At 35.1% G+C, this 25,501-nt stretch carries 24 protein-coding genes and 1 tRNA gene; 17 read left to right on the top strand and 8 right to left on the bottom strand.

Annotated elements, in window-relative coordinates:
* Nucleotides 1-13: 13 nt before the first annotated feature.
* From PEPE_RS00380 to PEPE_RS00400, 5 genes are all read left to right on the top strand, one after another.
* Nucleotides 14-1,057, top strand: a complete 1,044-nt coding sequence (locus PEPE_RS00380) for an alcohol dehydrogenase catalytic domain-containing protein (RefSeq protein ID WP_011672818.1) — start codon at nucleotides 14-16, stop codon at nucleotides 1,055-1,057.
* 469 nt (nucleotides 1,058-1,526) lie between these two features.
* Nucleotides 1,527-2,018 (top strand): PTS sugar transporter subunit IIA, encoded by a 492-nt coding sequence (locus PEPE_RS00385; protein ID WP_011672819.1) that lies wholly within the window; start codon nucleotides 1,527-1,529, stop codon nucleotides 2,016-2,018.
* Between the two features lie 34 nt (nucleotides 2,019-2,052).
* Nucleotides 2,053-2,883 (top strand): PRD domain-containing protein, encoded by an 831-nt coding sequence (locus tag PEPE_RS00390; protein WP_011672820.1) that lies wholly within the window; start codon nucleotides 2,053-2,055, stop codon nucleotides 2,881-2,883.
* 26 nt (nucleotides 2,884-2,909) lie between these two features.
* Complete coding sequence (locus PEPE_RS00395) at nucleotides 2,910-4,361, top strand: PTS transporter subunit EIIC (protein ID WP_011672821.1); 1,452 nt, start codon at nucleotides 2,910-2,912, stop codon at nucleotides 4,359-4,361.
* Between the two features lie 2 nt (nucleotides 4,362-4,363).
* Nucleotides 4,364-5,122 carry a ChbG/HpnK family deacetylase gene (locus PEPE_RS00400; RefSeq protein WP_002834215.1) on the top strand — a complete coding sequence of 253 codons (759 nt, stop codon included), beginning with the start codon at nucleotides 4,364-4,366 and terminating at the stop codon, nucleotides 5,120-5,122.
* A gap of 379 nt (nucleotides 5,123-5,501) precedes the next feature.
* On the opposite strand, the gene PEPE_RS00405 is transcribed toward PEPE_RS00400, so the two are convergent.
* Nucleotides 5,502-5,780 carry a bacteriocin immunity protein gene (locus PEPE_RS00405; RefSeq protein ID WP_002834213.1) on the bottom strand — a complete coding sequence of 93 codons (279 nt, stop codon included), beginning with the start codon at nucleotides 5,778-5,780 and terminating at the stop codon, nucleotides 5,502-5,504.
* A 14-nt stretch (nucleotides 5,781-5,794) separates the two neighbouring features.
* On the bottom strand, nucleotides 5,795-5,977 hold the full coding sequence (locus tag PEPE_RS00410) for a class II bacteriocin (RefSeq protein ID WP_011672822.1): 183 nt from the start codon (nucleotides 5,975-5,977) through the stop codon (nucleotides 5,795-5,797).
* A gap of 437 nt (nucleotides 5,978-6,414) precedes the next feature.
* On the opposite strand from PEPE_RS00410, the gene PEPE_RS00415 reads away from it, so the two are divergent.
* The 3 genes from PEPE_RS00415 to PEPE_RS00425 all read left to right on the top strand — a co-directional run bounded on the left by PEPE_RS00415 (nucleotide 6,415) and on the right by PEPE_RS00425 (nucleotide 10,886).
* A complete protein-coding gene (locus tag PEPE_RS00415; protein ID WP_011672823.1) occupies nucleotides 6,415-7,713 on the top strand; it encodes a sensor histidine kinase in 1,299 nt (432 codons plus the stop codon).
* An 18-nt stretch (nucleotides 7,714-7,731) separates the two neighbouring features.
* Nucleotides 7,732-8,478 carry a LytR/AlgR family response regulator transcription factor gene (locus PEPE_RS00420; protein ID WP_011672824.1) on the top strand — a complete coding sequence of 249 codons (747 nt, stop codon included), beginning with the start codon at nucleotides 7,732-7,734 and terminating at the stop codon, nucleotides 8,476-8,478.
* Between the two features lie 233 nt (nucleotides 8,479-8,711).
* On the top strand, nucleotides 8,712-10,886 hold the full coding sequence (locus PEPE_RS00425) for a peptide cleavage/export ABC transporter (protein ID WP_011672825.1): 2,175 nt from the start codon (nucleotides 8,712-8,714) through the stop codon (nucleotides 10,884-10,886).
* A 282-nt stretch (nucleotides 10,887-11,168) separates the two neighbouring features.
* Here the strand turns inward: PEPE_RS00425 and PEPE_RS00430 are convergent, their stop codons facing one another.
* Together PEPE_RS00430 and PEPE_RS09225 are read right to left on the bottom strand one after the other, a co-directional pair.
* Entirely contained in the window at nucleotides 11,169-12,083 is a 915-nt protein-coding gene (locus PEPE_RS00430; protein ID WP_011672826.1) for a metal ABC transporter solute-binding protein, read from the bottom strand.
* 70 nt (nucleotides 12,084-12,153) lie between these two features.
* Nucleotides 12,154-12,273: a putative metal homeostasis protein gene (locus tag PEPE_RS09225; RefSeq protein WP_011672827.1), complete on the bottom strand. Its 120-nt coding sequence runs from the start codon at nucleotides 12,271-12,273 to the stop codon at nucleotides 12,154-12,156.
* Nucleotides 12,274-12,860: 587 nt separating this feature from the next.
* Between PEPE_RS09225 and PEPE_RS00435 the strand changes: the two genes are divergently transcribed.
* On the top strand, nucleotides 12,861-13,253 hold the full coding sequence (locus PEPE_RS00435; protein ID WP_011672828.1) for a nuclear transport factor 2-like protein: 393 nt from the start codon (nucleotides 12,861-12,863) through the stop codon (nucleotides 13,251-13,253).
* A 91-nt stretch (nucleotides 13,254-13,344) separates the two neighbouring features.
* Here PEPE_RS00435 and PEPE_RS00440 read toward each other — a convergent pair whose 3' ends face one another.
* Entirely contained in the window at nucleotides 13,345-13,863 is a 519-nt protein-coding gene (locus PEPE_RS00440; RefSeq protein WP_011672829.1) for a GNAT family N-acetyltransferase, read from the bottom strand.
* Nucleotides 13,864-14,092: 229 nt separating this feature from the next.
* On the opposite strand from PEPE_RS00440, the gene PEPE_RS00445 reads away from it, so the two are divergent.
* The 3 genes from PEPE_RS00445 (at nucleotide 14,093) to PEPE_RS00455 (ending at nucleotide 18,304) form a co-directional block, all read left to right on the top strand.
* Nucleotides 14,093-15,904, top strand: a complete 1,812-nt coding sequence (locus PEPE_RS00445; protein ID WP_011672830.1) for a heavy metal translocating P-type ATPase — start codon at nucleotides 14,093-14,095, stop codon at nucleotides 15,902-15,904.
* 257 nt (nucleotides 15,905-16,161) lie between these two features.
* The gene (locus PEPE_RS00450) at nucleotides 16,162-17,457 is read left to right on the top strand and encodes a PTS transporter subunit EIIC (protein ID WP_011672831.1); all 1,296 of its coding nucleotides are present in this window, start codon (nucleotides 16,162-16,164) and stop codon (nucleotides 17,455-17,457) included.
* Nucleotides 17,441-18,304 carry an alpha/beta hydrolase gene (locus tag PEPE_RS00455; RefSeq protein ID WP_011672832.1) on the top strand — a complete coding sequence of 288 codons (864 nt, stop codon included), beginning with the start codon at nucleotides 17,441-17,443 and terminating at the stop codon, nucleotides 18,302-18,304. Before PEPE_RS00450 ends, PEPE_RS00455 begins: the two co-directional genes overlap by 17 nt.
* Before the next feature lie 110 nt (nucleotides 18,305-18,414).
* Here the strand turns inward: PEPE_RS00455 and PEPE_RS00460 are convergent, their stop codons facing one another.
* Together PEPE_RS00460 and PEPE_RS00465 are read right to left on the bottom strand one after the other, a co-directional pair.
* Entirely contained in the window at nucleotides 18,415-19,065 is a 651-nt protein-coding gene (locus PEPE_RS00460; protein WP_011672833.1) for a hypothetical protein, read from the bottom strand.
* Between the two features lie 351 nt (nucleotides 19,066-19,416).
* Nucleotides 19,417-20,304 carry a MurR/RpiR family transcriptional regulator gene (locus PEPE_RS00465; RefSeq protein WP_011672834.1) on the bottom strand — a complete coding sequence of 296 codons (888 nt, stop codon included), beginning with the start codon at nucleotides 20,302-20,304 and terminating at the stop codon, nucleotides 19,417-19,419.
* A 214-nt stretch (nucleotides 20,305-20,518) separates the two neighbouring features.
* Between PEPE_RS00465 and PEPE_RS00470 the strand changes: the two genes are divergently transcribed.
* From PEPE_RS00470 to PEPE_RS00480, 3 genes are read left to right on the top strand one after another with little or no spacing between them, the layout of a single operon-like run.
* Nucleotides 20,519-21,547 (top strand): Gfo/Idh/MocA family oxidoreductase, encoded by a 1,029-nt coding sequence (locus PEPE_RS00470; RefSeq protein ID WP_011672835.1) that lies wholly within the window; start codon nucleotides 20,519-20,521, stop codon nucleotides 21,545-21,547.
* A 23-nt stretch (nucleotides 21,548-21,570) separates the two neighbouring features.
* On the top strand, nucleotides 21,571-22,545 hold the full coding sequence (locus PEPE_RS00475) for a Gfo/Idh/MocA family protein (protein ID WP_011672836.1): 975 nt from the start codon (nucleotides 21,571-21,573) through the stop codon (nucleotides 22,543-22,545).
* A 15-nt stretch (nucleotides 22,546-22,560) separates the two neighbouring features.
* Nucleotides 22,561-23,127 carry a sugar O-acetyltransferase gene (locus PEPE_RS00480; RefSeq protein WP_011672837.1) on the top strand — a complete coding sequence of 189 codons (567 nt, stop codon included), beginning with the start codon at nucleotides 22,561-22,563 and terminating at the stop codon, nucleotides 23,125-23,127.
* 199 nt (nucleotides 23,128-23,326) lie between these two features.
* Here PEPE_RS00480 and PEPE_RS00485 read toward each other — a convergent pair.
* Nucleotides 23,327-23,399 (bottom strand) — tRNA-Ala (locus PEPE_RS00485).
* 115 nt (nucleotides 23,400-23,514) lie between these two features.
* Between PEPE_RS00485 and PEPE_RS00490 the strand changes: the two genes are divergently transcribed.
* Both PEPE_RS00490 and PEPE_RS00495 read left to right on the top strand, forming a co-directional pair.
* On the top strand, nucleotides 23,515-24,465 hold the full coding sequence (locus PEPE_RS00490) for an alpha/beta hydrolase (RefSeq protein WP_011672838.1): 951 nt from the start codon (nucleotides 23,515-23,517) through the stop codon (nucleotides 24,463-24,465).
* 1 nt (nucleotide 24,466) lies between these two features.
* Nucleotides 24,467-25,429 carry a diacylglycerol/lipid kinase family protein gene (locus PEPE_RS00495; RefSeq protein ID WP_011672839.1) on the top strand — a complete coding sequence of 321 codons (963 nt, stop codon included), beginning with the start codon at nucleotides 24,467-24,469 and terminating at the stop codon, nucleotides 25,427-25,429.
* The last annotated feature ends 72 nt before the right edge of the window (nucleotides 25,430-25,501 follow it).

Raw genomic sequence — 25,501 nt, forward strand, 5'->3', positions numbered from 1 at the left:
AGGAATTTAACAGATGAAAGCAGCAGTATTTATTGAACCAGGTAAAGTTGAAGTTAAAGAAGTACCTAAACCCCAAATTGATGGTGATAACCAGGCAATCATCCGGATTGTACGGGCTAGTGTTTGTGGTTCAGATTTATGGTGGTATCGTGGAATTTCTGAACGTCAGACAGATACTTTTATCGGACATGAAGCCATTGGAGTTGTGGAAGAAACTAGTGCAGACGTTGATAACATTCAAGTTGGCGACTTCGTGGTCGTGCCGTTTACGCATGGATGTGGTCATTGTGTAGCTTGTTTGAATGGTTTTGAAGGAGATTGTTTGAATCGTAAATCCGGCGATAACGGTGGCTACCAGGCTGAATACATGAAGTATGAACCAGCTAATTCAGGATTGGTTAAAATTCCGGGTAAACCAGAAGATTATACCGATGCCCAATTAGCTTCATTCCAAACTCTTTCTGATGTTATGGCAACTGGCTATCATGCTGCCCAAAATGCCGAAGTTAAGCCGGGTTCAACAGTTGCTGTCATCGGAGATGGAGCCGTTGGGTTATGTGGGGTGATCGGGGCTAAGTTGCTTGGAGCAAGCAAGATTATCCTTTTAAGTCACCATGAAGACCGTGCTGAATTAGGTAAGGCCTTTGGTGCCACTGATATCGTAGATACACGCGGCGATGAAGCTATCCAAGATGTTTTGAAGTTAACGAAGGAAAATGCCGGAGCTGACGCAATTTTAGAATGTGTGGGTGCTACTAGTGCAATCGAACAAGCAGGTCAAATTGCTCGGCCAGGCGCCGTAATTGGAAGAGTAGGGGTTCCTCAATCAGAACCTAAATCTAACCAATTATTCTGGAAAAATGTGGGTCTTCGTGGCGGGATTGCTTCAGTTACAAAACCTGATAAAGAAGTTCTTTTGCAAGCTGTTTTAGATGGTGAAATCAACCCTGGTCAAGTCTTTACAAAGAGTTTTGATCTAGATCATATAGAAGATGCATACGAGGCAATGAGTAATCGTCAAGCTATCAAAGCATTGCTGGTAATTTCAGATAAATAAAAGCATTTCTATAGCTTGCTTAACATTGTTAGCTCAAAAGGTGATTATACGAAGTTCAATAGAACGGTGGAAAGAGCTTCTAGTTGGTAGCTCTCGTTTCTGAAATAACGCCCACAATTAACTACATTATCCAAGTGGAAATGATATTTGGTTTCGTTAATATCTCTAGTCAATTTTAAGTTAAGGATTTTCAATTCCGGTAATAGATTTAACGATTCCTTCAGTGGATAACTATTCGTCTTTTCAGGGGTGATTCTTAACAACTGCTCCTCTGTGCTGGAGGCCAATCATTTGAAATAGTTTGCAAAAAATAGAATAAGTGTTAATATAGTCCCGAAAACGTTTTCTTTTTAAAATTGAAACTAAGGATTGTAACTCATACTCTTTGAGGCATTACCTTTTGCTTGTTGAAATATACGGGTGGAATGGGTGTCGCAAGGAGTTTTTTTGTATTAAGGAAGTGGTAAGAATGTTCGGCATTACAAAAAAGAAAAGTAATATTTTTGTTGTAGCTACCCCTATCGAAGGTGTTTGCATACCAATTACAGCTGTTTCAGATGAAGTATTTGCACAAAAAATGATGGGTGATGGATTTGCTATCAAACCAACCAATAATGCGAATAAGGTTGTTGCGCCTATTAGCGGGAAAGTTGTTTCATTACCTGAAAGTAAACATGCTATTGGAATTACGGATGAGGTACGAGGAATATCTGTATTGGTCCATGTTGGTATAGATACAGTTCGTTTAAAGGGAAAAGGATTTAAAACATTCGTTGAAGTGGGGCAAGAGGTTAAAGTGGGAACCCAAATAGCAACAATTAACAGAGCAACGTTAGATGCAGAAGATTTTGATTTGACGACGATGGTTGTCTTTACGGAAGGCTATACAGGTGAAATACCGCTTGGCAGCAAACTTAATCAACAACTTGCTTTGGGTACATTGGTTCTCAAACAAGCGTAAGTAATATTTAAGCAGGTAAGGAGGTGTAAATGAGATGCTGGTGGTGAAAAAAATAAATAATAATGTGGTGGTCTGTTTGGATCGGAATGGAGCACAGCTAGTTGCTTTTGGAAAAGGGCTGGGTTTTCCAAAAGTACCATATGAGCTGACTGATATGAACAAAGTGAGTATGACATTTTATAAATTAAATTATCAGTATTATCAATTACTAAAAGAAATTCCGACCGAAATTTTTGATGTAAGTGCCGCAATTACCGATAAGGCTCAAAAACTTATTTTGAGAAATCTTAATCCAAACATGATTTTTAGTTTAGCAGATCATATTAATTTTGCTATTACGAGATTAACTAAGTACCAAGGAATGGCACTCCCTTTTTCATATGATGTAGAGCAATTGTATCCTCAAGAAACAGCTGTGGGTTACTATGCTGTGAAGCTAATTAACTCGCGTTTAGATGTTGAATTACCAATCTCGGAGGTCACAGCAATAGCCATGCATTTCGTAAATTCTGAAACAACGGAATTAGTAACTAACCCAAAGGTAACAGCAGATGATGAAATTATAAAGATAGCTACAAAAATTATCGAACGAGAATTTGAAATAACTATTAGCAAAAATGAATTTAGTTACAACAGATTTATTATGCATTTACGATACTACATTAAACGCTTGAATGAACACCAACAAATTTCTAAGAATGATAATTTGAAATTGTTTAATGTGATGAAGCTAGATGAACCAAGAATTTATCTGGCAGCTAAGCAAATTGCAAACTACATTGATGATCAACTTGGAACTGTCAGTAATGATGATGAATTATATTATTTGATGATTTATGTTAAACGCATTGTTAATAAAGGTTAATTATCATTCAGTGGAGGCACTAGGATATGAAAAATAAAAATCAATATTATGAACAAGTAGCAAAAGATTTGTTATCAGCAGTCGGGGGGAGTGCTAATATTTCGTCAGTTACCCATTGTATGACACGTTTACGGTTTAATTTAAAAGATGAAAGTATTCCCAATGATAATGATATTCAAAGTATTCCAGGGGTAGTCGGTGTTAATCGAACCGGGGGACAATACCAGATTATCATCGGACAAACTGTTAATAAAGTGTATGATTTTTTACTAAAAACGGGTGATTTAACTCAATCGTCTTCGAGTGAAGATGGTTTAGCTGAAAACTTGAAAGAGAAATTAACTTTCAAATCGATTGCAAACAACATTTTGAATAAATTAGCGGGATGTTTGACGCCATTAATACCGATGATGGTGGCTGCATCGGTATTTAAAATGTTAGGCGCTATTTTGGGCCCTAACATGCTCAACCTTATCGGAACTAAAACGACGTTGTATCAGCTTTTTACTTTTGTTGGTGACGCTGGTTTTTATTTTTTACCAATCGTCATAGGTTATACGGCGTCTAAGCAATTCAATACTTCTCGAATTATTGCGATGTTTTTAGGGGCAATCGTAATTGATCCGAACCTAATCCAAATTGTAAAAGCTGGTAAGCCTTTTGATATTTTTGGTGTTACTATGCCGTTAATTAATTATTCTAGTACAGTAATTCCCATTATTTTAGCTGTTTGGGTAATGTCTTATATCGAACAATTTTTTAAGCAGCATACTGCTGAATCAATTAGTACGATTATGGTTCCCACCTTAACGATCGCTGTTATGTTACCAATTATGCTCTGTATTTTAGGGCCAGCGGGAAATGTTGTTGGCAATTACATTTGTGCTGGAATCTTGGCATTCGGGAAATTAGGAGGTTTGCCGACGATTATTGCTGTTGGTGTAATTGGTGCCTTTTGGGAAATTTTAGTTATGACGGGAATGCATTTGCTGATGCTTACAACCATGATGATGATTTTTGCTCAATCGGGACACGAGAACTTTGTAACCCTTGGTGCAGTTGCTGCCAGCATGTCGGTTGCTGGAATGTGTCTAGGCACGGCTTTACGAATTAAAGATAAAGATCAAAAAGCACTTGCTTGGAGTTATTTAATTGCTAGCTTTGTAGGGGGCGTAACTGAACCTGGATTATACGGTTTAGCAATACGTTATAAACGTCCCTTTATAGGAATGATGGTTGGCGGCTTTTGTGGTGGATTATATGCTGGTATGACTGCGATTACAGCTCATGTTATGGTTCCTGTTGCAAATTTTTTGTCTCTAACAACATATGTTGGAGGGCAAACCAATAACTTGGTAAATGGAGTAATTAGTGGAACAATTGCGTTTGTAGTAGCTGCAATTGCAACATACAGTATTGGTATCGAATCTAAAACTAATAAACAATCAAATGAACAAATTAAATTAGTGGAGGCATAATGGTGGAAACAAAACTAATTATTCGTGCAGACGATTTAGGCTATTCAGACGCAGTTAATATAGGTATTGAACGATCTGTTCATAAAGGGATAATTAATAATGTAGGCGTGATGGTTAACATGCCTACAACCTTGGACGGATTGTCTATGATCAGAGATACAAAAGTTTGTCTAGGGCTACATGTAGTTATAAGTTCAGGACGACCTCTACTAAATCCTAAATTTATTCCGAGTATTGTTGATGATGATGGTGCTTTTCTTAGCTCTGCAGATTATCGAAAAGCTCCCAATGATTTTGTTAATTTAGATGAGGTTATTTTAGAAATTGAAGCACAATATCAAAAATTTATAGAATTGGTTGGTCGAAAACCTGATTATTTTGAAGGACATGCAGTGGTTAGTGATAATTTCTTTAAAGGACTTTTAGTTGTTGCGAAATGCCATCAATTAAATTTATTGCAAGTTACTTTAAATTCAGGTAGACCGAGTTTATTATTCAAGGGACACAGTTTACATGTTTTTATGGAAAGCATGAATAAGGATTATAATCCTTATCAAACGTTGAAACGAGCTGTATTATCTAGTTGTGATGAAGAATATCCAATGATGATATGTCACCCAGGATATTTAGATGATTACTTATTAAAACACTCAAGTTTAACCACACCTCGTACTAAAGAAGTAGAAATGCTGACTGATCCACAAGTCCGTGCTTGGTTATACCAACACCAGGTTAGGTTAATTAAATATAATGAAATTTAACTATTTATGAGATCTATAAATGTTGTATGGATGCACATAACTAACTTAACCATAATTTTCTAGGCCAGCTAAAGCAACTTAAAAAGTGAGCCCTCAAGGTGAATTTATTGATCATCTTGAAGACTCACTTTTAGATGTTTTGACATAAAATAGAATATTTAAATTAAGATAACTTCAAGAAAATTCCAACTGTATTTATCAGTAAAATGAAGTCGGATAAATTTTCTTCATAATTCTAAACTCTTCAAAACTTAAAAAATAATTGGACAATTGTTGGTTACAGAACTTGACTAATCAGTTTAATTTTTTCACACATTGATTGGTAATCGATAAGTAAAAAAGACACTGAAATTTCTGCCAACGTGATATTCTAAATTGTTTATAACCAAATATTTGTCGACATTATTCCTCGATATTTCTCAGCATTTTTCGCCGCTATCGCATACAAATCACTCAATGCTTTTGGAATAATAAAATCATTTTTTAGGGAATAGTCCGTAATTGCATTACTTAATTTTACCGATATAAGACCCACATCCCGTCCTTCGCTCAATTGTTGTGCAAATTTTAACAAAAATTCTCTTATATCGGGATTTTTTTTAACTTCTTCATCTTTATAGGTTTCATCAATTGCATTAATTAAGTCTGCTTTCTTCATAATAACGTCTCCCGTTATCTATGTGCCCAAGGCCCGTGTTGTGTCCATCCGTTCACTATAATTTTTCCAATGCTAGCTGTAGCTTGTCCCCAGTCCACATAGCAAGTCTTTTTACCACAATGCACTCCGTTACCGTAATACTTTCCTCCTACGACATTTTTTAGTTCCTTATCGTTTAGTACTTTAATTTCAGTCATCTCAGAATCCTCCTTAAAAATTTAGCTTATTTATTTTAAACAACCTGTATTTTATACGAAGATGTTAGATAAAAGTTCAATCACTCCTAAAGTAGTGTTTTTACTTCTTAAAAGAAAAATAACTTTTGTTTCTGTAAAAAGTTATAAAATTAGGTTCAAAGTGATATGTCTTAAAAATTATTTTTAACAAAACGTTACTTTAGGACATAAAAACGACTATTCAAGAAGAAATCATGATTTACACTAAAAACCAAAATATAATGACCTTAATTTTAAGGAGGCATAAAAAAGAAATTAAAGTTAGAAGCGACCAAAAAGTTATTAGTGGGAATTTTTAAATGGCTTTCACAGTAGAAAAGCTGGGAAATATTACTACTTGTATTTTTAGTTTGTTTAGACATTGTGGTTAATTTTCTACTTCAAAGGGGAGTTTGGATTTGATTTCAGTAGATACTAAGGTTTACGTTTTCGAAGGGGTTATTGATTTTTTTAGTTTTTATATCATTTTTTTATTTCTACAAAATTATGCACATCATTTATCTACTTTCACCCCAAAAATTATAGTGGGACTAAGTTCAATTCCTCTTTTTTTTGTACTATATGCATTCTTACCGTTCAATGTTATATATGTTTTTATCCCGATTTATTATGCAGTTTTTAAAATAGCACACTATGATTGGCTTACATTAAATAACTTGCTGCTATCTTATCTAGTAGTTAATATTTCTGGGCTAGTAGCGTCCAGTATTTCAAATACACTTTTCCATACTAAACTTTATGACTGGAAAATCATGATTGTAACAAGTGTTTTTGAAATTCTTATGTTATCCACACTTGGTATATATATAAAAAAAATCGACAATTCTAAATTGTGGGATCGTAGTACCCAATTTTTTTTGGTAGTTGTACAAATTATATTTCAAACGATCCTTTACTTTTTTACCGTTCTTGCGCACCACTATGGAATGTTTGATACGTTTATTAACGGAGTTTTAATTTTTGTTATCATCGAATTTTTAATAATGTTGGGCCTTTTTATTTATTTAAATCTTCGAAGTCGTCAGAGATATGAATCCAAACTAGAAAAACAGCAGCTTGATAATTTACAAACCTATACTAAGCAACTTGAACAAAATCAATTAAAACTTAGAAAATTCAAACATGATTATAAAAATATATTGTTAAGTATCACCGAACTCGCTAAAGAAGGGGACAATAAAGGTTTGATTTTATATTTATCAAAATTGAAACTTTATTCCGATTCTGAACTCCAACAACATACAGATGATTATCAAGATATTCAAAATATTAAGGATACTCATGTAAAAAGCCTTTTACTTAATAAATTTTTTACGATGGAACAGTCCCAAATTCACTATCATTTCGAATGTAAAACTCCAATTAACCAAATTAATTTAAATATTATTGATATCGTTCGGCTACTAAGTATTTTATTAGACAATGCTATTGAAGAAGCCGGTGAAAGTTCAGAAAAAAATATTGATATTCTAATTTATAAAAATGTTGATAATACAACTGAAATTACTTTAACGAATACGGTTGCGCATTCTGCCTCCAATATCAACCAGTTAACAAAAATCGGATTTTCTAGTAAATCCAATCATTCCGGACTTGGACTGTCCATTGTAGAAGATTTGAAGCAAAAGTATCCTAATTTATTTATTCATTTTTCGTCTAATAACTACCAATTTACTACCCAGATCATTATTAATTAATATTGAAAGGAGGTAGTTATGTATTCAATTATTGTTTGTGAAGATGACCCAACTCAACTTCATGCGATTAGTACTACTATTAAAAATTTTGTTCTTTTCCATGAAGAAGATTTTGATAAATCATTTAGTACTCCCAATCCTGAAAAGTGCTTAGATTATCTTAAAAGTCATAATATTCAAAATGGTATTTACCTTTTGGATATTGACTTAGGAACTAGTATGAATGGTATTGATCTAGCCGAACAAATCCGAAAATTAGATGTGCAATCTGAAATTATATTTATTACTAGTCACAATGAAATGGCTTCATTAACTTTAAAGCGACGCGTTGAAGCTTTAGGATTCATCAGCAAAGATAACTCCCTTGAAAAAATACGAGATGAAATCTATGAAACTCTCAATTTAGCAAGGCTTCGTTCAGATGAGCGTAAAAATTTAAAAAGAAAAATCTTCAATTTCAGTATTGGAGTAAGAGTGTTCAATTTTGATTTAGATGATGTTTTAATACTTGAAACTGCTGAAATCCCACATCGACTAAATCTATTTACCAAAAGTGGTAAATATGAATTTTACGGAAGGCTCCAAGACTACGAAAAGAAATACACCGAGCTTTTTCGTTGTTCCAGATCAGCTTTAATTAATATAAAAAATATATCGGAATACAATGCTTCAACAAAGATGATTTATTTTGATTTATCGTTAAGCTGCAAGTGTTCAATAACCAAGACACGAGAACTAAAACGACGTATACTAGCTAGCAAATAAGAGAAAAATTTTTTCTTAAGTTGTTCAAATGAGAATTTATAATTATATTTGAACATAAATACTTTCTGAATTGTACATTTTTACGCCGTGATTTTAACTTATTTAGAATGGGATTTATTTATATTCGGTTGGTAGTACTAAAGCTACCACATGTATTTTAACCATGATAAAGAGCAATATTTTAAAGTCATCTTTTTGTATTTTATTTTTTTAGATAAGTGGGTGGTTTAGTTATGCGGTCTCAAAAATGGCAAAAATTTTATACAGCTCAAGTTGATGAAAATGACTGCGGAGTGGCTGCGCTAAATATGGTTCTTAAGTATTATGGCTCTAATTACACATTGGCACATTTACGTAATCTTGCTAAAACTACTAATGATGGCACCACGGCTCTAGGCATTGTGGAAGCTGCGAAACACCTAAACTTAAACGCCGAAGCTGTGCGTACAGATATAGATTTTTTTTCTGATTTCCAAATAACGTTTCCTGTTATCGTCCATGTTTTAAAAGATAACTATTTACCACACTATTATGTTGTTTATCAAGTCACTAAGACAAGTTTAATTATTGGTGACCCTGATCCAACCGTTAATACTACTACAATATCAAAAGCTCGATTTATCAAAGAATGGACCAAAATTGCAATTATGATAACTCCAAATATTAAATATAAACCTACAAAAGAGCCACGACATACACTAATTAATTTAGTACCCTTGTTAATCAAACAAAAAAAATTGATTAGTTTAATTATCAGTGCGGCGTTTTTAACGACATTAATTAGTATTGCTGGTACATATTTTTTTCAATTAATTATTGATACTTACCTACCTCAAATGTTAACCAATACTTTAACGTTAGTTGCTATCGGTCTAATTGCAGCGTATCTTTTTCAAGCAGCTATTAGTTATATCCAAAGCTTACTCACAATTATATTGGGACAACGACTTATGGTTGATATCATTCTGAAATATGTTCACCATCTTTTTAATTTACCCATGGCCTTTTTTGCTACTCGGCATGTAGGTGAAATAACATCGCGATTTTCTGATGCTAGTAAAATTATTGATGCGCTTGGAAACATTATGATGACGTTATTTTTGGATATGTGGATTTTAATTGCAGTAGGTGCCTTTTTAGCTTATAAAAATATTATTTTATTTTTAATTTCATTGATTGTAATTCCAATATATATAATAATCGTTTGGATATTTAAAAAAACTTTCCATCGGTTAAATCAAGCCACAATGGAAAGTAGTGCTATCGTTAACTCAGCTATTATTGAAAGTTTAAGTGGTATAGAAACCATCAAGGCTTTGACAGGTGAATCAGCCACAAAAAAGAGGATTGACGTTCTTTTTTGTGATTTATTACGAAAAAATTTAGCTTATCAAAAGGCTGATCAAGGACAACAAGCTATTAAAATGGCTACTAAATTGATTTTGACCGTTGTTATCCTCTGGATAGGTACAATTTTTGTAATGCAACATCAACTTTCTTTAGGGCAACTGTTAACCTACAATGCGTTACTTTTGTACTTTCTAACACCGTTAGAAAATATAATTAATTTACAATCTAAATTACAATCAGCACGAGTAGCAAATAACCGATTAAATGAGATTTATCTTGTTCAGTCTGAATTTTCAAAACCAAGGATGATTAATGAATCCTATCAATTGAATGGTGATATTACGGTCAATAATGTTAATTTTAAATACGGATATAGTTCTAATACGCTTAAAAATATTTCTTTAACAATTCATCGTAATCAAAAAGTTACGATCGTAGGTATGAGTGGATCTGGTAAAACAACTCTTGCTAAATTATTAATTGGTTTTTACGAGATCCAAGAACAATGTGGTAACATTCAAATTAATCAGCATAATATAAATGATATTAGTCGCAAGGTTCTACGGCAGTACATCAATTATATCCCTCAGGAACCCTTTATTTTTTCTGGTACCGTTTTAGACAACTTATTATTGGGTAGTCGGCCTAATTTAACCCAAGAAACGATTGATCAAGCTTGTTCTTTTGCTGAAATTAAAGCGGACATTGAAAAATTATCTCAAGGCTACTACACTAAATTAAGCGAAAGTGGTTCTGATTTATCCGGTGGACAAAAACAACGGTTATCAATAGCTCGTGCATTATTGTCTCCAGCAAAGTGTCTAATTTTTGACGAATCGACTAGTAGCTTAGACACAATTACTGAACACAAGATTATATCTAATTTGATGGATATGAAGGGTAAAACGATAATTTTTATTGCTCATCGTCTTAACATTGCAGCTCAAACTGATAAAGTCATTGTACTTGATAAAGGGACGGTTGTTGAGCAAGGCTCTCACCAACAACTATTAAATCTTAACGGTTATTACACAAGATTAATTAACAGACAAGGATAGTTAGTTTGGATGAAAAAATTGTTGAACCAACCTTGTACCCTATGGTTATATTTTAAGATTGTTATGCTTATTGAATTTATAGAAGTTACAAAATAGGATAGGATATATTAACTGACCAAAACGTCACGGATTAAACGAAAACCAGTTAATAGAATTCATAATTATACAAAATTGATTAATGCAGTATAAAAAGGAATCCATTACTCACTCAGTGATGGATTCCTTTTTATACTTTGTACCTTGTTTCCACGGAATTAACAGGTACTATATATAATTTTGCTATTATTCCTGATTTATTTTGCTAATTATTTTATGAAGTTGTTTATATTGGCTAAGCATCCATGATTTATAAGTTTCTCCCTTGGGCAAGGTTTCTGTGACAGGGAGTATAGGAATATCATTTTTCTTTGCTAACTTGACCAAATTATTAACTACCTTTGAATCTACCTGTTTATTGAAAACGAATAGCGAAATATCATGCTCTTTAATATTTTTTTGTAACTTTTTAATAGTAGCTGGAGATGGGTCGACACCGTTTTCTGTATCCTTTTCAAAATCAGTATCCGCTACTGTAAATCCAACAGCTTTTAAGGCATAATCGAAAACTGGTTCACTCACGTAAGCTTTTTTATTCTTAGTATTATTAGTAATTTTTTTGATACCCTTGATTTGCTGATTAACTGCATTTAAAGACTTAATATATTTTTTTGCGTTAACTTTAAAATATTTTTTATTTTGAGGTTGTAATTTACCAAACTGTTTTGCTAAATCGTTAGCAAGATGAGGCATAGTTTGTGGATTGTACCATAAATGTGGGTTGTCACCTTCTCGTTTATTTAAAAGATCTTCCCCAACTTTAATATAAGTAGCTTTATGTGCATTTTGGGCTAACTTATCCATCCAACCGTCGTAACCAACTCCATTTGCGATTAATACATCAGAATTGGTTACCTTTTTCGCTATTTTAGAAGTTGGCTCATAATCGTGAGGGTCAACATTGGGATCATTGATGGCAGATGTCACTTTTCCTTTGTTACCGACCACAGCTTTCGCTACTTCACCATAAAAATCGGTGGTTGTGGTAATTTTTATTTTCCCATCTTTAGTAGACGAATTATTTTGAGAACAGCCAGCCATTAGTATTAAGGTACTGGTAAAAGCGAATACTAGCGTTACAAATTTTATTAATTTTTTCATATCTACTCCTAAATTTAAATTTAATAATGTATGCCAAATAAATCTATAAAAGTATAAATAATAAAAAATACTATCTTTTATTAGTCCTATTTTTTTTAATTTCTTTAATAATTTTTAGAGCTCTTCTTTTAGTTTTGACGTTAGGGCTTTTTAAGTACCTATAAGCACTTGATTGATTTTCTTTCTTCATGTTTTTCTCCTTAATAAAGTGGTCTATGGTCAACTGCTTTATGTATTTCTGGAATTTGCATCAAAAGCATATTTATGAAAATTCAAAATAAATACTAAAAGACTTATACAACTTATGCGTAATTCCTCATATCGCTAAATAAATGATAAAAATTTACATTATTAGATCACCTCCTAATCTAAATAGTAATGATTACTATTTAGATTAGGATATTAACATTTAATTGTCAAATTTTTTTGCTAATTGTGGCTACATTTATTAAACAACTACAAACTTAGAACTTTGAGAGGATCACAGTGTCAGAAATTACTAAAATAACTAATACATAGGCTTTTTATGGGAGTTTCTGATTTAATGGTGATTTAAATTTTTCTATAATTCTTATTTTTGGCTTAAATCTAACGGTATAAGTACTTCATTAGTCCTCTTTTATATGTACGAACGTGCGTTCTATAATTAAAGTGTTCTTAACATGCGAAAGAAAAAAAGACCTTTGACACAGCAACATTAAAAATATTTTTCTACATCGTAAAAAATGTTTTTAAAAAGTAGTTTTTGTTTCAAAAGTTAATAAGGGAGTAGTTTACATGGAAAAAAATTTGTCGGAACACAGTGAAAAATCGGTACGTTTTTTTGATTTAATGATGGAGGGTTTAAAAGACCACGTTGATGCCGAAACTTTTTGGGATGCAGTGGATGAAAACGCAGTATTTAAATTTAATTACTATTTTCCTAATTTGCCAAAGGAAATGGGCAAATTAAAATATAAAGAGTGGCTTGAAGAGAATACTAATTCAGGATCTTCCGCTGAGTTTATTAATTTATATAAGGATCTCTCAACACCTGGTCAAACGACTATTATCATGCAATACGTTGTGCGGTTTAAACCAGGTATACCTGATATGAATTTCTTGTCGATTGCTACTGTTAAGGATAATAAAGTAGTTGCGTGGGATGATTATCTGGATACTTCAAAATAGGTAGAATTAAAATTAATTTCGTAATAATTAAGATAAAATAAAAAGAGCATCACTGCTAAAACGCGGTGGTGCTCTTTTTGGATGATTATTTCTAGTTTAAAACTAATAACATAAGTGTCCCATCATAATATTTATGGTCAATTTTAAAAAATTTTTCATATAGTCCATATTCTTTAAATCCAAATTTTTTATATAAATGAATTGCAGGTATATTATCTGTTCTAACTTCTAACTCTAAAATTTCTAAGTTAATAGACTTTGCATAATTTATTATTTCTGCTAGTAACATGCTGCCGATGCCTTGACCACTAAATTCTTTTAAGACTGATATGCCAAAGGTCCCTCTATGACTAATTCGCTTTCTTAAAAATGATTTCATGTTAGCTGTACCTATTATTTTTTCATCTTTAGTAGCTAACAAAAAAAGATTTGCGGAGGACTTGGATGATTCTTCTAAAAGATTTATCTCATCAGTAAGCTTCTTTTGAGCCATTTCTTCTGGTGTTAACAATAGATTACTGGTTTCATTAGTAATAAATTTTAAATAATTTAGTACACCTTGAGCATCTTCAGATTGCGCTTCTCTAATAATCACCTTTGTAGAAGTCATTTCATTCCTCTTATTTCTTTTTAAATATTATATACCCGTTTCATTTTTTGCGTTACATGATATTTATACTCTTTTGCGAACCTGATTTGTATAGTAAAACTTGAAATAAATTCTACTAATAAAAATAGAACAGTTCTGACCAGAAATAAGGCATGAATAAGCAGTATAATTGAGATAAAGCAATATAGATATCATGATTGAATTACATTGAGGGGAATGATAAATCAATATGAGAAAATTGAGTCATAAACAAAGCTTGATGGTAATTATTGCGATTGCACTTTTGGCGGTAATCTTACAATTCGTCTTGGGTCAAGCTTGGTTAGCCCAAATTCTGGTTTCCTTGGTGGGAGCCGTGATGGCGATGACCATGTTTATTGAGATGATTGGGACTTTGAGGTCGGGTAAATATGGGGTCGATTTATTAGCTATTTTAGCGGTGGTTTCGAGCCTTTTATTTAGTGAGTACTGGGCAGCCATGGTGATTTTAGTTATGTTAACTGGTGGGGATGCCTTAGAAGACTATGCTTCCAAGAAAGCCAATACTGAACTCAAAGCCCTTTTAGATAATTCACCGCAAGTGGCTCATCGGCTCCATGGTGAAAAACTAGAAGATATTGCTGTTAACCAAGTACAAGTAGATGATAAGTTGGTGATTAAACCTGGGGAATTAGTTCCGGTTGATGGGTTTATCGTTGAAGGGAGTTCAAACTTTGATGAATCTTCTTTAACAGGAGAATCACAGCCAGTAAATAAGGACTTTAACGATGAACTTATGTCTGGTTCAGTCAATGGTGATGCTGTGGTAACCATGCAAGCTAGTCAGGTGGCCGCCAATAGTAAGTATCAACAATTAATTAAGTTGGTTAAGAAAGCCGAAGCAACCCCGGCCCGTTTTGTGCGGATGGCAGACCGTTATGCGGTACCTTTTACCATCGTGGCAATCGCAATTGCGGTGGTGGCCGCAGTAATTTCTAAGAGCCCTAGCCGAATCGCGCAAGTTTTGGTGGTGGCTTCGCCTTGTCCTTTAATCTTAGCGGCTCCAGTGGCGATGGTTTCGGGGATGAGTCGGGCTTCTCGCAATGGGATCGTGGTTAAGACGGGGGATGTTCTAGAAAAATTATCTACGGCTAAAACGGTCGCCTTTGATAAGACTGGAACATTAACTAATGGGCATTTGATGGTGGCGGAGATTTTGCCACATCAAGAAGTTTCCCAAACAGAATTGCTCCAAATCGCTGCTAGTGTGGAAACTATCTCCTCGCATGTATTGGCGCGCTCCTTAGTAACTTACGCGATAGATAAAGGTCTGGAAATGTTAAGTGTTAGTGACGCCCAGGAAATTACGGCGAATGGAGTACAGGCCTTGATTCAAGGAAAATTAGTCAAGGTTGGTAAGCGTAAATTTGTAACGGGAGATCCTTTAATCCAGAGTCAAACCCATACCGCTATCTATGTCAGTCGGGACGATCAATACTTAGGTTGTATCACTTTTACCGACTACCTCAGACCAGAAGCTAGCCAGACCATGGTTCAGTTGCATCACTTAGGCGTTAAGAAATTAATGATGTTAAGTGGTGACCAAGTCAAAACAGCTCAAAAAATCGGTCAAGAAGTTGGAATCGATGATGTCCAAGCTGAATTGCTACCAGAAGATAAAATTGCTGCATTAAAAGCTCTCACTCCGGAAGAAAAGCCGGTGGTGATGGTCGGGGACGGTGTTAATGATGCCCCTAGCTTGGTAACTGCCGATGTAGGAATTGCCATGGGAGCTCATGGATCGTCTGCTGCCAGTGAATCGGCGGATTTGGTTATCTTAAAAGATGACTTAGCTAAGGTAGCTAAAGCAGTTGTAATCGCAAAAGATACCATTCGAGTTGCTCGGCAAGCCGTTTTAATCGGGATCTTTATCTGTACAGCGTTAATGTTGATCGCCGCTTTTGGAATTATTCCGGCATTTATTGGAGCGATGTTCCAAGAAGTGATTGATACAGTTTCAATTTTATGGGCGTTGAGGGCACGTTATTCTAATGAAAAATAAGATAAGTTATAAGAAGTAGGAAAGTATACTATTTTCGAACCTATAGAGAGCACTTTAATACCCGGGTTGTTAAAGCAATAATCCAAGCATTTAAATATATTCTATTAAAAAACACGTTTGATAGTTTCAGACGTGTTTTTTAAAACCAACTTTATCAGGTTAGATATAAATAATAGCAACGCGGTGTGCAATTCGATAATGATTCAACTAGAATAAAGATAATAGTAGGAGAGATTAGTTTAAAGAAGGAAAATCTAATGTGGGTAAGAAGAGAACAAATTATTCGAAAAATAATACGGCTTCAACAAAATGAGTTATACCAATTAGTGCAAAAAAGTTTAAATTTATTATTCCCATTTGTTCTTATCGGTAGTATCAGCCAACTAATTCAAATCACTATGTTAAATCGAAATAGTTTATTGCCAACAATTTTTGGGTTTTCGTCGTGGCTAAGTCGGTATCGATTCATAGAAATTATTTTTGATCATTTAACGAGTTTAACATTAGGAATAGTAGCTGCTTTAGCTGCATTTAGTATGGCACATTATACAGCCAAACGGTATCAGCGTGATGAAAAATTAGCGAGTATAACGGGATTAATTGCTTATTTAATCCTTACGGTTCGTTATACAAATAATGGTGAGTTAGCTTTTGGCCAAGATATGCTTGGGATGGGAGGTTTGTTTTTAGGTTTTTTGGTAGGCTATCTGGTTGGACTAAGTTTTAAGCATTTGGCAAATAGCCAGCAGCAGGATAAATCTTCTTCAGGAGTAACATGGAATCGTGCGTTAGATTCATTACGAGCAATTATAATTGTGCTGGTTGTGGCGATTTGCTTTAGTATTTTATTAAATTGGTTGGCGATTTCGGTTTTACCAGATCAAGTTATTCTAAGATTACAATCACTAAAGGCTAACCAAACTTCGTTGCTATTTTCTGTAGCAATCGTACTATTGGCTGGCATAATGACTTTTTTCGGGTTGACCAGTATGCCAATACTGGCACATTTTGGACGTAATGGCGTCGCAATGACTGCGAATTTAAACTATGCCCTTATACATCACACGATTTGGGGAGTACCGTATCCTTTTTCATTAGGGACGTTATATGAATCTTTTGGCGCGATTGGGGGAACGGGAAGTACGCTCTCATTAGTGATTGCAATTTTCTTGTTCAGTAATCAACGTGATCAACAGCTGATTGGCCGATGGTCGTTGCTGCCAGTATTATTTAACTTTAATAGTGCGATATTAGTGGGTGTTCCAGTTTTAGGAAATGGTCTATATATTATTCCATTTCTATTAGTTCCACTAGTTAACGTAGGAATCGCTGCAAGCGCCATTGCTTTACATTTAATGCCTGCTGTAGTTTATCAAGTGCCGTTGGGAACTCCCAGTCTTTTGCAGGCCCTTATTGGAACCAATGGGAATTGGGTAACCTTATTGGTTATGGCACTTAACGTAGGAATCGGCGTTTGGCTGTATCGACCATTTGTGAAATTATCCAACCGACTTAATATTCAGGGAGATGGTCTAGATGCCACGGAACGTTAAAAAATGGAGTATTATATTTTTAATTGCGAGTTTGGTAGGAATTGGAATATTGGCTTGGCCATCAATTCAGTGGATGCATAAAAATGTGACCGCCATTTCTAAACGACATGACTCAAATATGTCACCGGTTATTTTCATTCCGGGGAGTAGTGCTACGCAAAATCGATTTGATGGGTTGATTGATAAGTTAAACGATAGACGTGGGAAACGCCATAGTCTGTTAAAAGTAACGGTCCATACTAATGATCGGATTAGTTACTCGGGATCGATTCGTCCACGTGATAATGAGCCGTTTATTGTTGTTGGTTTTGAGAACAACAAAGATGGTTATAGCAATATTAAAAAACAAGCTAAATGGTTTTCTATTGCATTTAATGCGTTAGCTAAAAAATATCAGTTTAATAATTTTAAGGCCATTGGTCATTCGAATGGTGGTTTGGTATATACAATGTATCTCGAAAATTATTTCAATCGTGACGATATTTCAATCAAGAAGTTAATGACCATTGGATCACCTTATAATTTCTCAGAAACGTCACTTTCGCATAAAACTCAGATGCTGTCAGACTTTATTAAACAACGTAAAAAAATTCCTAAAACGTTGTCAGTCTATTCGATTATTGGTACTCAGAATTTTGATAATGATGGGATTGTACCAGCACGGAGCGCAGAAGCGGGTAAATATATTTATCAGGGCCAAGCCCAACATTATACTGAAATTACAGTTACAGGAAATGATGCTCAACATTCTGACTTACCACAAAATCAACAAATCATTAATTTAATCGAGCAATATATTTTGGCAAAAAATAAGCCACGTGATGATCAAAATCAGGACACACATTAGTAGTCTGAAGAATAGCAAAACATAGAACAACTTGTTTCAGTAAGAATATAATAAAAAAGTCTAACTTAGTGGGATGATTCCATAAGTCAGACTTTTTTATCCATATAGTATTATTTATACCACTGTGATACTCCATTAGCAGTGGTTAATGTTAAGTGGTTGTTACTTACCTTTTTAACTGTGTACTGGATAGTACTTCCGTTGCTGTAATAATTTTCAGTGCCCTTTAGTACATAAGTATGATTGCCTAAATTCTTGTACTGAACATTATTTAAAATTTGAGGGTCATTAACGGTTAATGTTGAGCGGTTACTGGTCATATTCCAGTGACCGGTGAAGTACCCTAATTTGGCTTGCCAATGGCCTTGTAGTTCAGTTGGAATCCCAGCTACAAATTTATTACTGGTTGGGGTTCTATAATTAATGAAATTAAAATTGATATTAAATTTATATCCAGAACTTAGTTTAATTGCTAAAGTGTCAGTCTTAGTTAATCGGTTTACTTGCTGTGTTCCTAAATTAAATGTGACTGTCCCAGCATTAGCAGCTGTTTTAGTTGCAATAGTTTGTCCCATATTATTTTTGAGTACGACTGTGGATCCTTTTCTGATATTAGTTACTGAAATAGAATTACTTGTTGTAGTTACATATGAATGGCTAGTTGTTTTTGCGGAGACTGGTGTTGAGGTGACTACCTGTGATAATGGTGCAATAATTCCTAAACTCATGGCTACTGTAGCAATAACAAATCCTTTTTTCATGATAATACCCCCCAGGAAAATTAATTCCATTTCTATATATTATTTATTAGTTGTCCTTGAACAAACATATAATAATCTTATTGAAACATAATTGCAACACAATTGTAACATTAGTACTACCTAAACGGATCCAGAGTGGGATCAATTAACGACTTTAACAAACCAGTTGATGAATGAACTGATTCCCTAAAGTTATTAGTTCAATTTTGTGATTACATTATCTAAAATATGTTCTCAAAAAAATACGTCTGGAAACTACCAGGCGTATTTTTTGGACTTTGGACGTAATTATTTGTATAGAAATGAGTACTTGTTCTCTCTTTAGAACAGTCTTTTGAATCATTTTACGCACTACTTTGAGTCATGTTCCTTAGCTAAACCTTCAGAAAGAGTACCACGTTGAATCAAGTTAAACTTATTTTTTAAATTAATAATATTTTGTTGGTACTCCTTAGCATAAATAACAGAAAAAATTGTATCCAATAAGTATTCAAAAGTGATCTGAGAAGAAAATGTACTAATTTTTAAAAAGTCATATTCATTTTGAGTAGTGACGATCGCAGTTTGCGCCAAACGAATGAGGGGCGATTTTTGATTGCCGGTCAGAACTACAGAAGGAATTTTATTCTCGGAAAAATGAGTCAGCATGCGTTCATATTGTGAAATACGACCACCATAACTGATGAAAATAGCACAATCTTTTTTGGTTAAGTTGGCAGCCGTCCAGTCTTCGTCACTGTATTCTTCACCCAGAATGGCGAAACGATTTAATTTAACCAATTTATTTTGGAAGCTACGGGCTCGAATCTGAGAATCGCCCTGCGCAAATAGGAAAATGCGTTCCGATTTGGCAATCGTATTGGCTGCTTCTTCAATCAGTCGTTCGTCTAACTGTGCAAATGTTCTTTGAATACTTTCAACAGAGAGTTCAGCGACTTTCTTTGAAATGGTAGAGACAGAATCGTTAGAATCAAACGGAAAGTTAGCATCAACAGAATTCATGTTGGTGGTTTGACTGTACACAGCCTCTGAAATTGCTACTTTAAAATCTTTAAAACCTTCAAAACCTAATTTTTTAGTCAATCGGACCACAGCTGAATGCGAGGTATAAGTGACTTTAGAAAGTTTATCAATATTCATCGGCGGAATGTCGGTGATGTTTTTAAGAATATAATCGGCTATTCGTTGCTCGGTGTTGGTAAAGTTTTCGTGGTTACTCAGCTTGTCGATTAATAGCATATGATAGCTCACTTCCTTTTGGCTTATTCATAATCAGTATAGCTTAAAAAATATTTTCAGCATGATTTTGGTAATTTTTTTTAGGAATAAGCAGTACAAGTTCTATTTTTCTGAAAGTATTATCCAGAATTACCCTAAAGTATATCGTTTAAAAGTTCCCCGTTTTATATTGTAGATAGCAAAGCAATATTTGAATACAAATGGAGGAACTAAGATGCTGACAATTGCTTATATTGGAAATGGAAAAAGTGCCAATCGTTATCATTTGCCATTTTCACTCAAACTTAAAGACAAAATTAAAGTGAAAACCATTTATTATCGCACGAAAACAACTGCGTGGAAACGAATCGAAGGCGTACATTATACCACCGATATTAATGACATTTATAATGACCCAGAAATTCAGCTGGTTGTAGTATCAACGCCCAGTAGCTCGCATTTTCAAATCGGTAAAGCAGTGCTGGAACATGGTAAAAATGCGTTAATTGAAAAGCCTTTTACAGAAACATACCAAGAAGCAAAAGAACTATTTGATTTAGCAAAATCAAAAGGGTTGTTGGTTCAATGCTATCAGAATAGAAGATATGATTCAGATTTCCTAACTACTCAAAAAGTGATTGAAAGTGGCGTTTTGGGAGATATTTTAGAGGTGGAAATGCACTACGATTACTATCGCCCCGAGGTTCCGGAAGGGGTAAACGAATTTTCACTAGATACCAGCTATTTATATGGTCATGCTTGCCACACGCTCGATCAAATAATTTCATACTTCGGAGAACCGGATAACGTTCACTATGAGGTTAGACAACTACTAGGTGAAAATCGGATGAATGATTATTTCGACTTGGATCTCTTCTATGGTGGGATGAAGGTTTCAGTTAAATCGAGTTATTTCAGAATAAAGGAACGACCAAGTTTCGTAGTGTATGGCAAAAAAGGAATGTTTGTTAAACAGACCAAAGATCGCCAAGAGGAACATTTAAAAATGTTTTATATGCCAGACCATCCCGATTTTGGAATCGACCTGCCACAACATTATGGAGTATTGACCTACTTAGACGGTTCCGGAAAATACCATGAAGAAAAGGTTGTCTCGGAAGTGGGAGATTACAGCAGAGTATACGAGGGATTGTACGAAGCAATTATCAACGGTAAAGAAAAAACTGTTAAAGATGAAGAAACTTTATTGCAAATAAAAATGCTAGAAACAGGCATCAAGAAAATGCAAAAAAGCGAGTTTTAAAAGGATAAATAGGAGAGCATGCGATGAAATTAGGAATTGTTGGAGCAGGAATGATTGTAAAGGACTTTCTTACAATGACGCCGTTGTTACCAGAGATTGAATTAAAAGCTATCACAGGAACCCCTCATGGTATAGATGACATGGAAAAATTACAAAAGCAATATGGGATTGATCGTGTATATACGGACATCGATGAATGTCTTGCAAATGAAGAAATTGATACCATCTATGTTGCTGTTCCCAATCATTTACATTTTGCTTTTGCTAAAAAAGCCCTCGAAGCCGGTAAGAATGTTATCTGCGAAAAACCGTTCACTTTGAATTTAGCGGAGTTAGAAGAATTAGCAGAACTAGCCCAAACGAAGCAATTAATTTTGCTGGAAGCTATCACCAATCAATACATGATGAATTATCAAAAAATTAAAGAAGCCGTTCCAACCCTAGGCGAAATTAAGGTGATTGAATGTAACTATTCGCAATATTCATCTCGCTATGATGCTTTTAAAGCAGGTGAAGTCCTACCAGCTTTTAACCCTAAGTTCGGTGGTGGGGCTTTGATGGACATCAATATTTATAACATTCATTTTGTTGTGGGGCTGTTGGGCGCCCCATCAAGCGTCAAATATCTAGCTAATATTGAAAAGGATATCGATACTTCAGGAATATTAATCTTAAATTATCCCGATACCAAAGTGGTTTGTATCGGAGCTAAAGACTCTACGGCTACGATTCGTTCGACGATTCAAGGTACGAAAGGTTCAGTAATTGTGAATGGAGCAACCAATGTTCTTGATAATTTCGATATTGAAAGTAAAGCAGGAATTGAAAACTTTGATTTTAAACAAAATTCGCATCGCATGTATGAAGAATTCAAGGCATTTCAACGAATTATTGCAGAAAAGGATTTAAAAGAGGCCGCTCTACGTCTTCAACATAGTGAAGAGGTGCTTCGAGTTGTTGAGCAAGCTTTGGCAGATGCTCACATTCAGCTAGGTTAATAATGAGGTAAACAAATGAAAGAGATTGAAAAGTTAAAACAAGGTTTAGAATATTGCTTTTTAGATGAAGAAGTTGCCAAGCTTAAGCAAGCAGCATTAATCAAGTGCGCGCGATTCAATAATATTGATCCAACGGATGACCAAAAACAACAAGCCGCAATTAAGGATTTATTTGGTTCAACTGGGGCAAACGTATATGTGCAGCCTAATTTTAATTGTGATAATGGTAAAAATATCCATGTTGGAGAGGATTTTCTAACCAACTATAACGTCACGATTCTTGATATTGCGCCCGTGAAAATTGGTGATTATGTCATGATTGGACCCAATACGCTGATTGCTACGGTCAATCATCCGATGTCTCCCAAGCAACGTCGACAAAAGATGGCGCAAGGAACGCCGGTTACCATCGGAAATGACGTTTGGATTGGTGGAAATTGTACAATTTTACCGGGAGTAACGATTGGCAATAATGTCGTGGTTGCTGCAAGCGCAGTCGTTACTAAAGATGTGCCTGATAACTGTTTGGTAGCAGGAGTGCCAGCGAAAGTTATCAGAAAGTTGGATAACGATTTGGATTAATAGGGGAAACTATAGGTAGTGGAAGAACAGTAATTATAACGGGTGTAAGGGTTGGATATGGTCGTAAACTGCCTATGTTGTTGTCATAGTAATGGATTTTTTATAGAGTATAAAATACCCCATGACTTTTAGATACATACATCTGAAAGCCATGGGGTATTCACTTTGGTACTCTTTAAACACTTCTGTAACCTATCAATGGATCCGAACGGACTTGAACCGTCGACCCCCTACATGCGAAGCAGGTGCTCTCCCAACTGAGCTACGGACCCGTTTTCACGTTTATCATACCACTTTTAACTCAAAAATTGATATTATAATGAGAGAAAGTTACCATTAACGGATAATGTTTTTTAGCAAGTTGGCTAAAGATAAGGAGCGTTATTAATGAATAAAAGTACTAAATATATGTTAGCTGGCTTAGGTGCCGCAGCTTTCGGAATTACTGCTGGAATGGGAATTGGCGGATATATTAGTTTTTTAGTTGGGATCAAAAATACGGAAAAAGCTAAGAATAAAGCCATTGAACGTTCACGATCTCAAGATAATAATGCCCTCAATATTGAATGGTTTAATAATTTAAATCCAGAAGAAATCAGTATGCTTAGTGAAGATGGCCTTCAATTGCGAGCATCATTTTTACGACAACCAGAAGCCAAACAGTCTAAAAAGACGGTTATTTTAGCCCACGGATACCATCACGCCCGGATGCAAATGATTCCGTATGCCAAAATCTTCTATAATATGGGCTACAACGTCTTGATGCCCGATGCACGCAGTCATGGTGAAAGCGAAGGCAATCTAATTGGTTTTGGGTGGCTGGATCGCCGCGACTATGTACGTTGGGTTCAACGCGCTGTTTTATTAACCCATACGGATGAAAAAATTGTTTTAATGGGGATTAGCATGGGTGCCGCAACCGTGATTTCTGCGGCAGGGGAACCAGATATGGCGACTAACTTAACTGCTGTGATTGAAGATAGTAGTTTTAACCGTTTAGACAAACAATTCCGGCATCGTTTGAAACGCTACTATCATTTACCATCGCAAGAATTTGAGGCGATTGCTAGTGCATTAACCAAAAAAGAAGCTGGTTATTCATTTAAAGAAGCTAATATTCAAGAGCAAGTTAAAAAAGTTCGAGTTCCGATCATGTTTATCCATGGCGAAGCCGATCGTTATGTTCCAATCGAAATGCTGGATGATTTAGTGGAAGCAGCTCGTGTTCCTAGCCAAGTTTATTTGGTTGACCAAGCCGATCACGTGCAAGCTCTCCCAACTAATCCGCATCGCTATCAAATCGAGGTAGCAAATTTTTTGGAGAAGTATGTAGACTAGCATGAATGAACAGATTAAATATTATTTTATTGTAAATAAATGGGCGGGAGCGCACCATTCAGCCCAGACGTGGGAGCGACTCCATCAACTCCTCGTGCAAAACGCTGTTAACTTCGAACGTGTGGTAACAAAATACCCCCAACATGCGACCCAGTTAGCCCAAGAATTTGCCGATCTACATCCGCAAGGCTGGGTAATTGTTGCTATTGGTGGGGATGGTACCCTCCTAGAAGTGCTGAATGGAGTGCGACGCTCTAAAAACACCGTTCCCATTGGCTATGTTCCAGCGGGTTCGGGGAATGATTTTGCACGGGCAGTCGGCATCGCCTCTGATCCATCCACGGCCTTACAGCAATTAATCCAGACCACCACCCCAATCACCTTAGATATTGGAGCTTATCAGAATCAAGCGAACCAACTGACCCAGTATTTTACCAACAACATTGGGATTGGCTTTGATGCCCGAGTGGTCTATGAAGCCAATCAAGGTCAGAAAGTTAGGCTGAGCAAGTGGCACTTAGAATCGATGGCGTACGTTTCGGCCCTCCTCAAAACGTTAATGCGTCAAAAGGGATTTCCACTTACGATTGATATTGATGGTGAGCGTCATGAATTTGCGAATGCCTTCGTCGTTTCACTAACGAATATCAAATATTTTGGTGGTGGGGTCGGTATTGCACCTCGCGCTAACTTGCACGACGGAAAACTAGACGTGGTAATTACTGAAAAATTGAGTTTTTTCAAGTTTGTTAAGTTATTTATTAAGCTCTTACGTGGTGGAAAACATCTCGATATGCCGGATGTTTTCTTTAAAACTGGACGAGAAATTCACGTGCAAGCTTTTGAAAATGAACATGGTCAAGTTAATGGGGAAGATTTACCATTACAAGCTTTTGACTTGAAAATATGGATGACCAAACAACCATTTTGGTTTAATCATAAAGCGGCTGCGTCTCAAGAGTAATCTTTCTTTTGGGCGCAGCCCTTTTAATATTTTTGTAGTAGAATGGATGATGCAAGTTTTAAGTGGGGGAGC

Source organism: Pediococcus pentosaceus ATCC 25745 (assembly GCF_000014505.1).
GTDB classification, from domain to species: Bacteria; Bacillota; Bacilli; order Lactobacillales; family Lactobacillaceae; genus Pediococcus; species Pediococcus pentosaceus.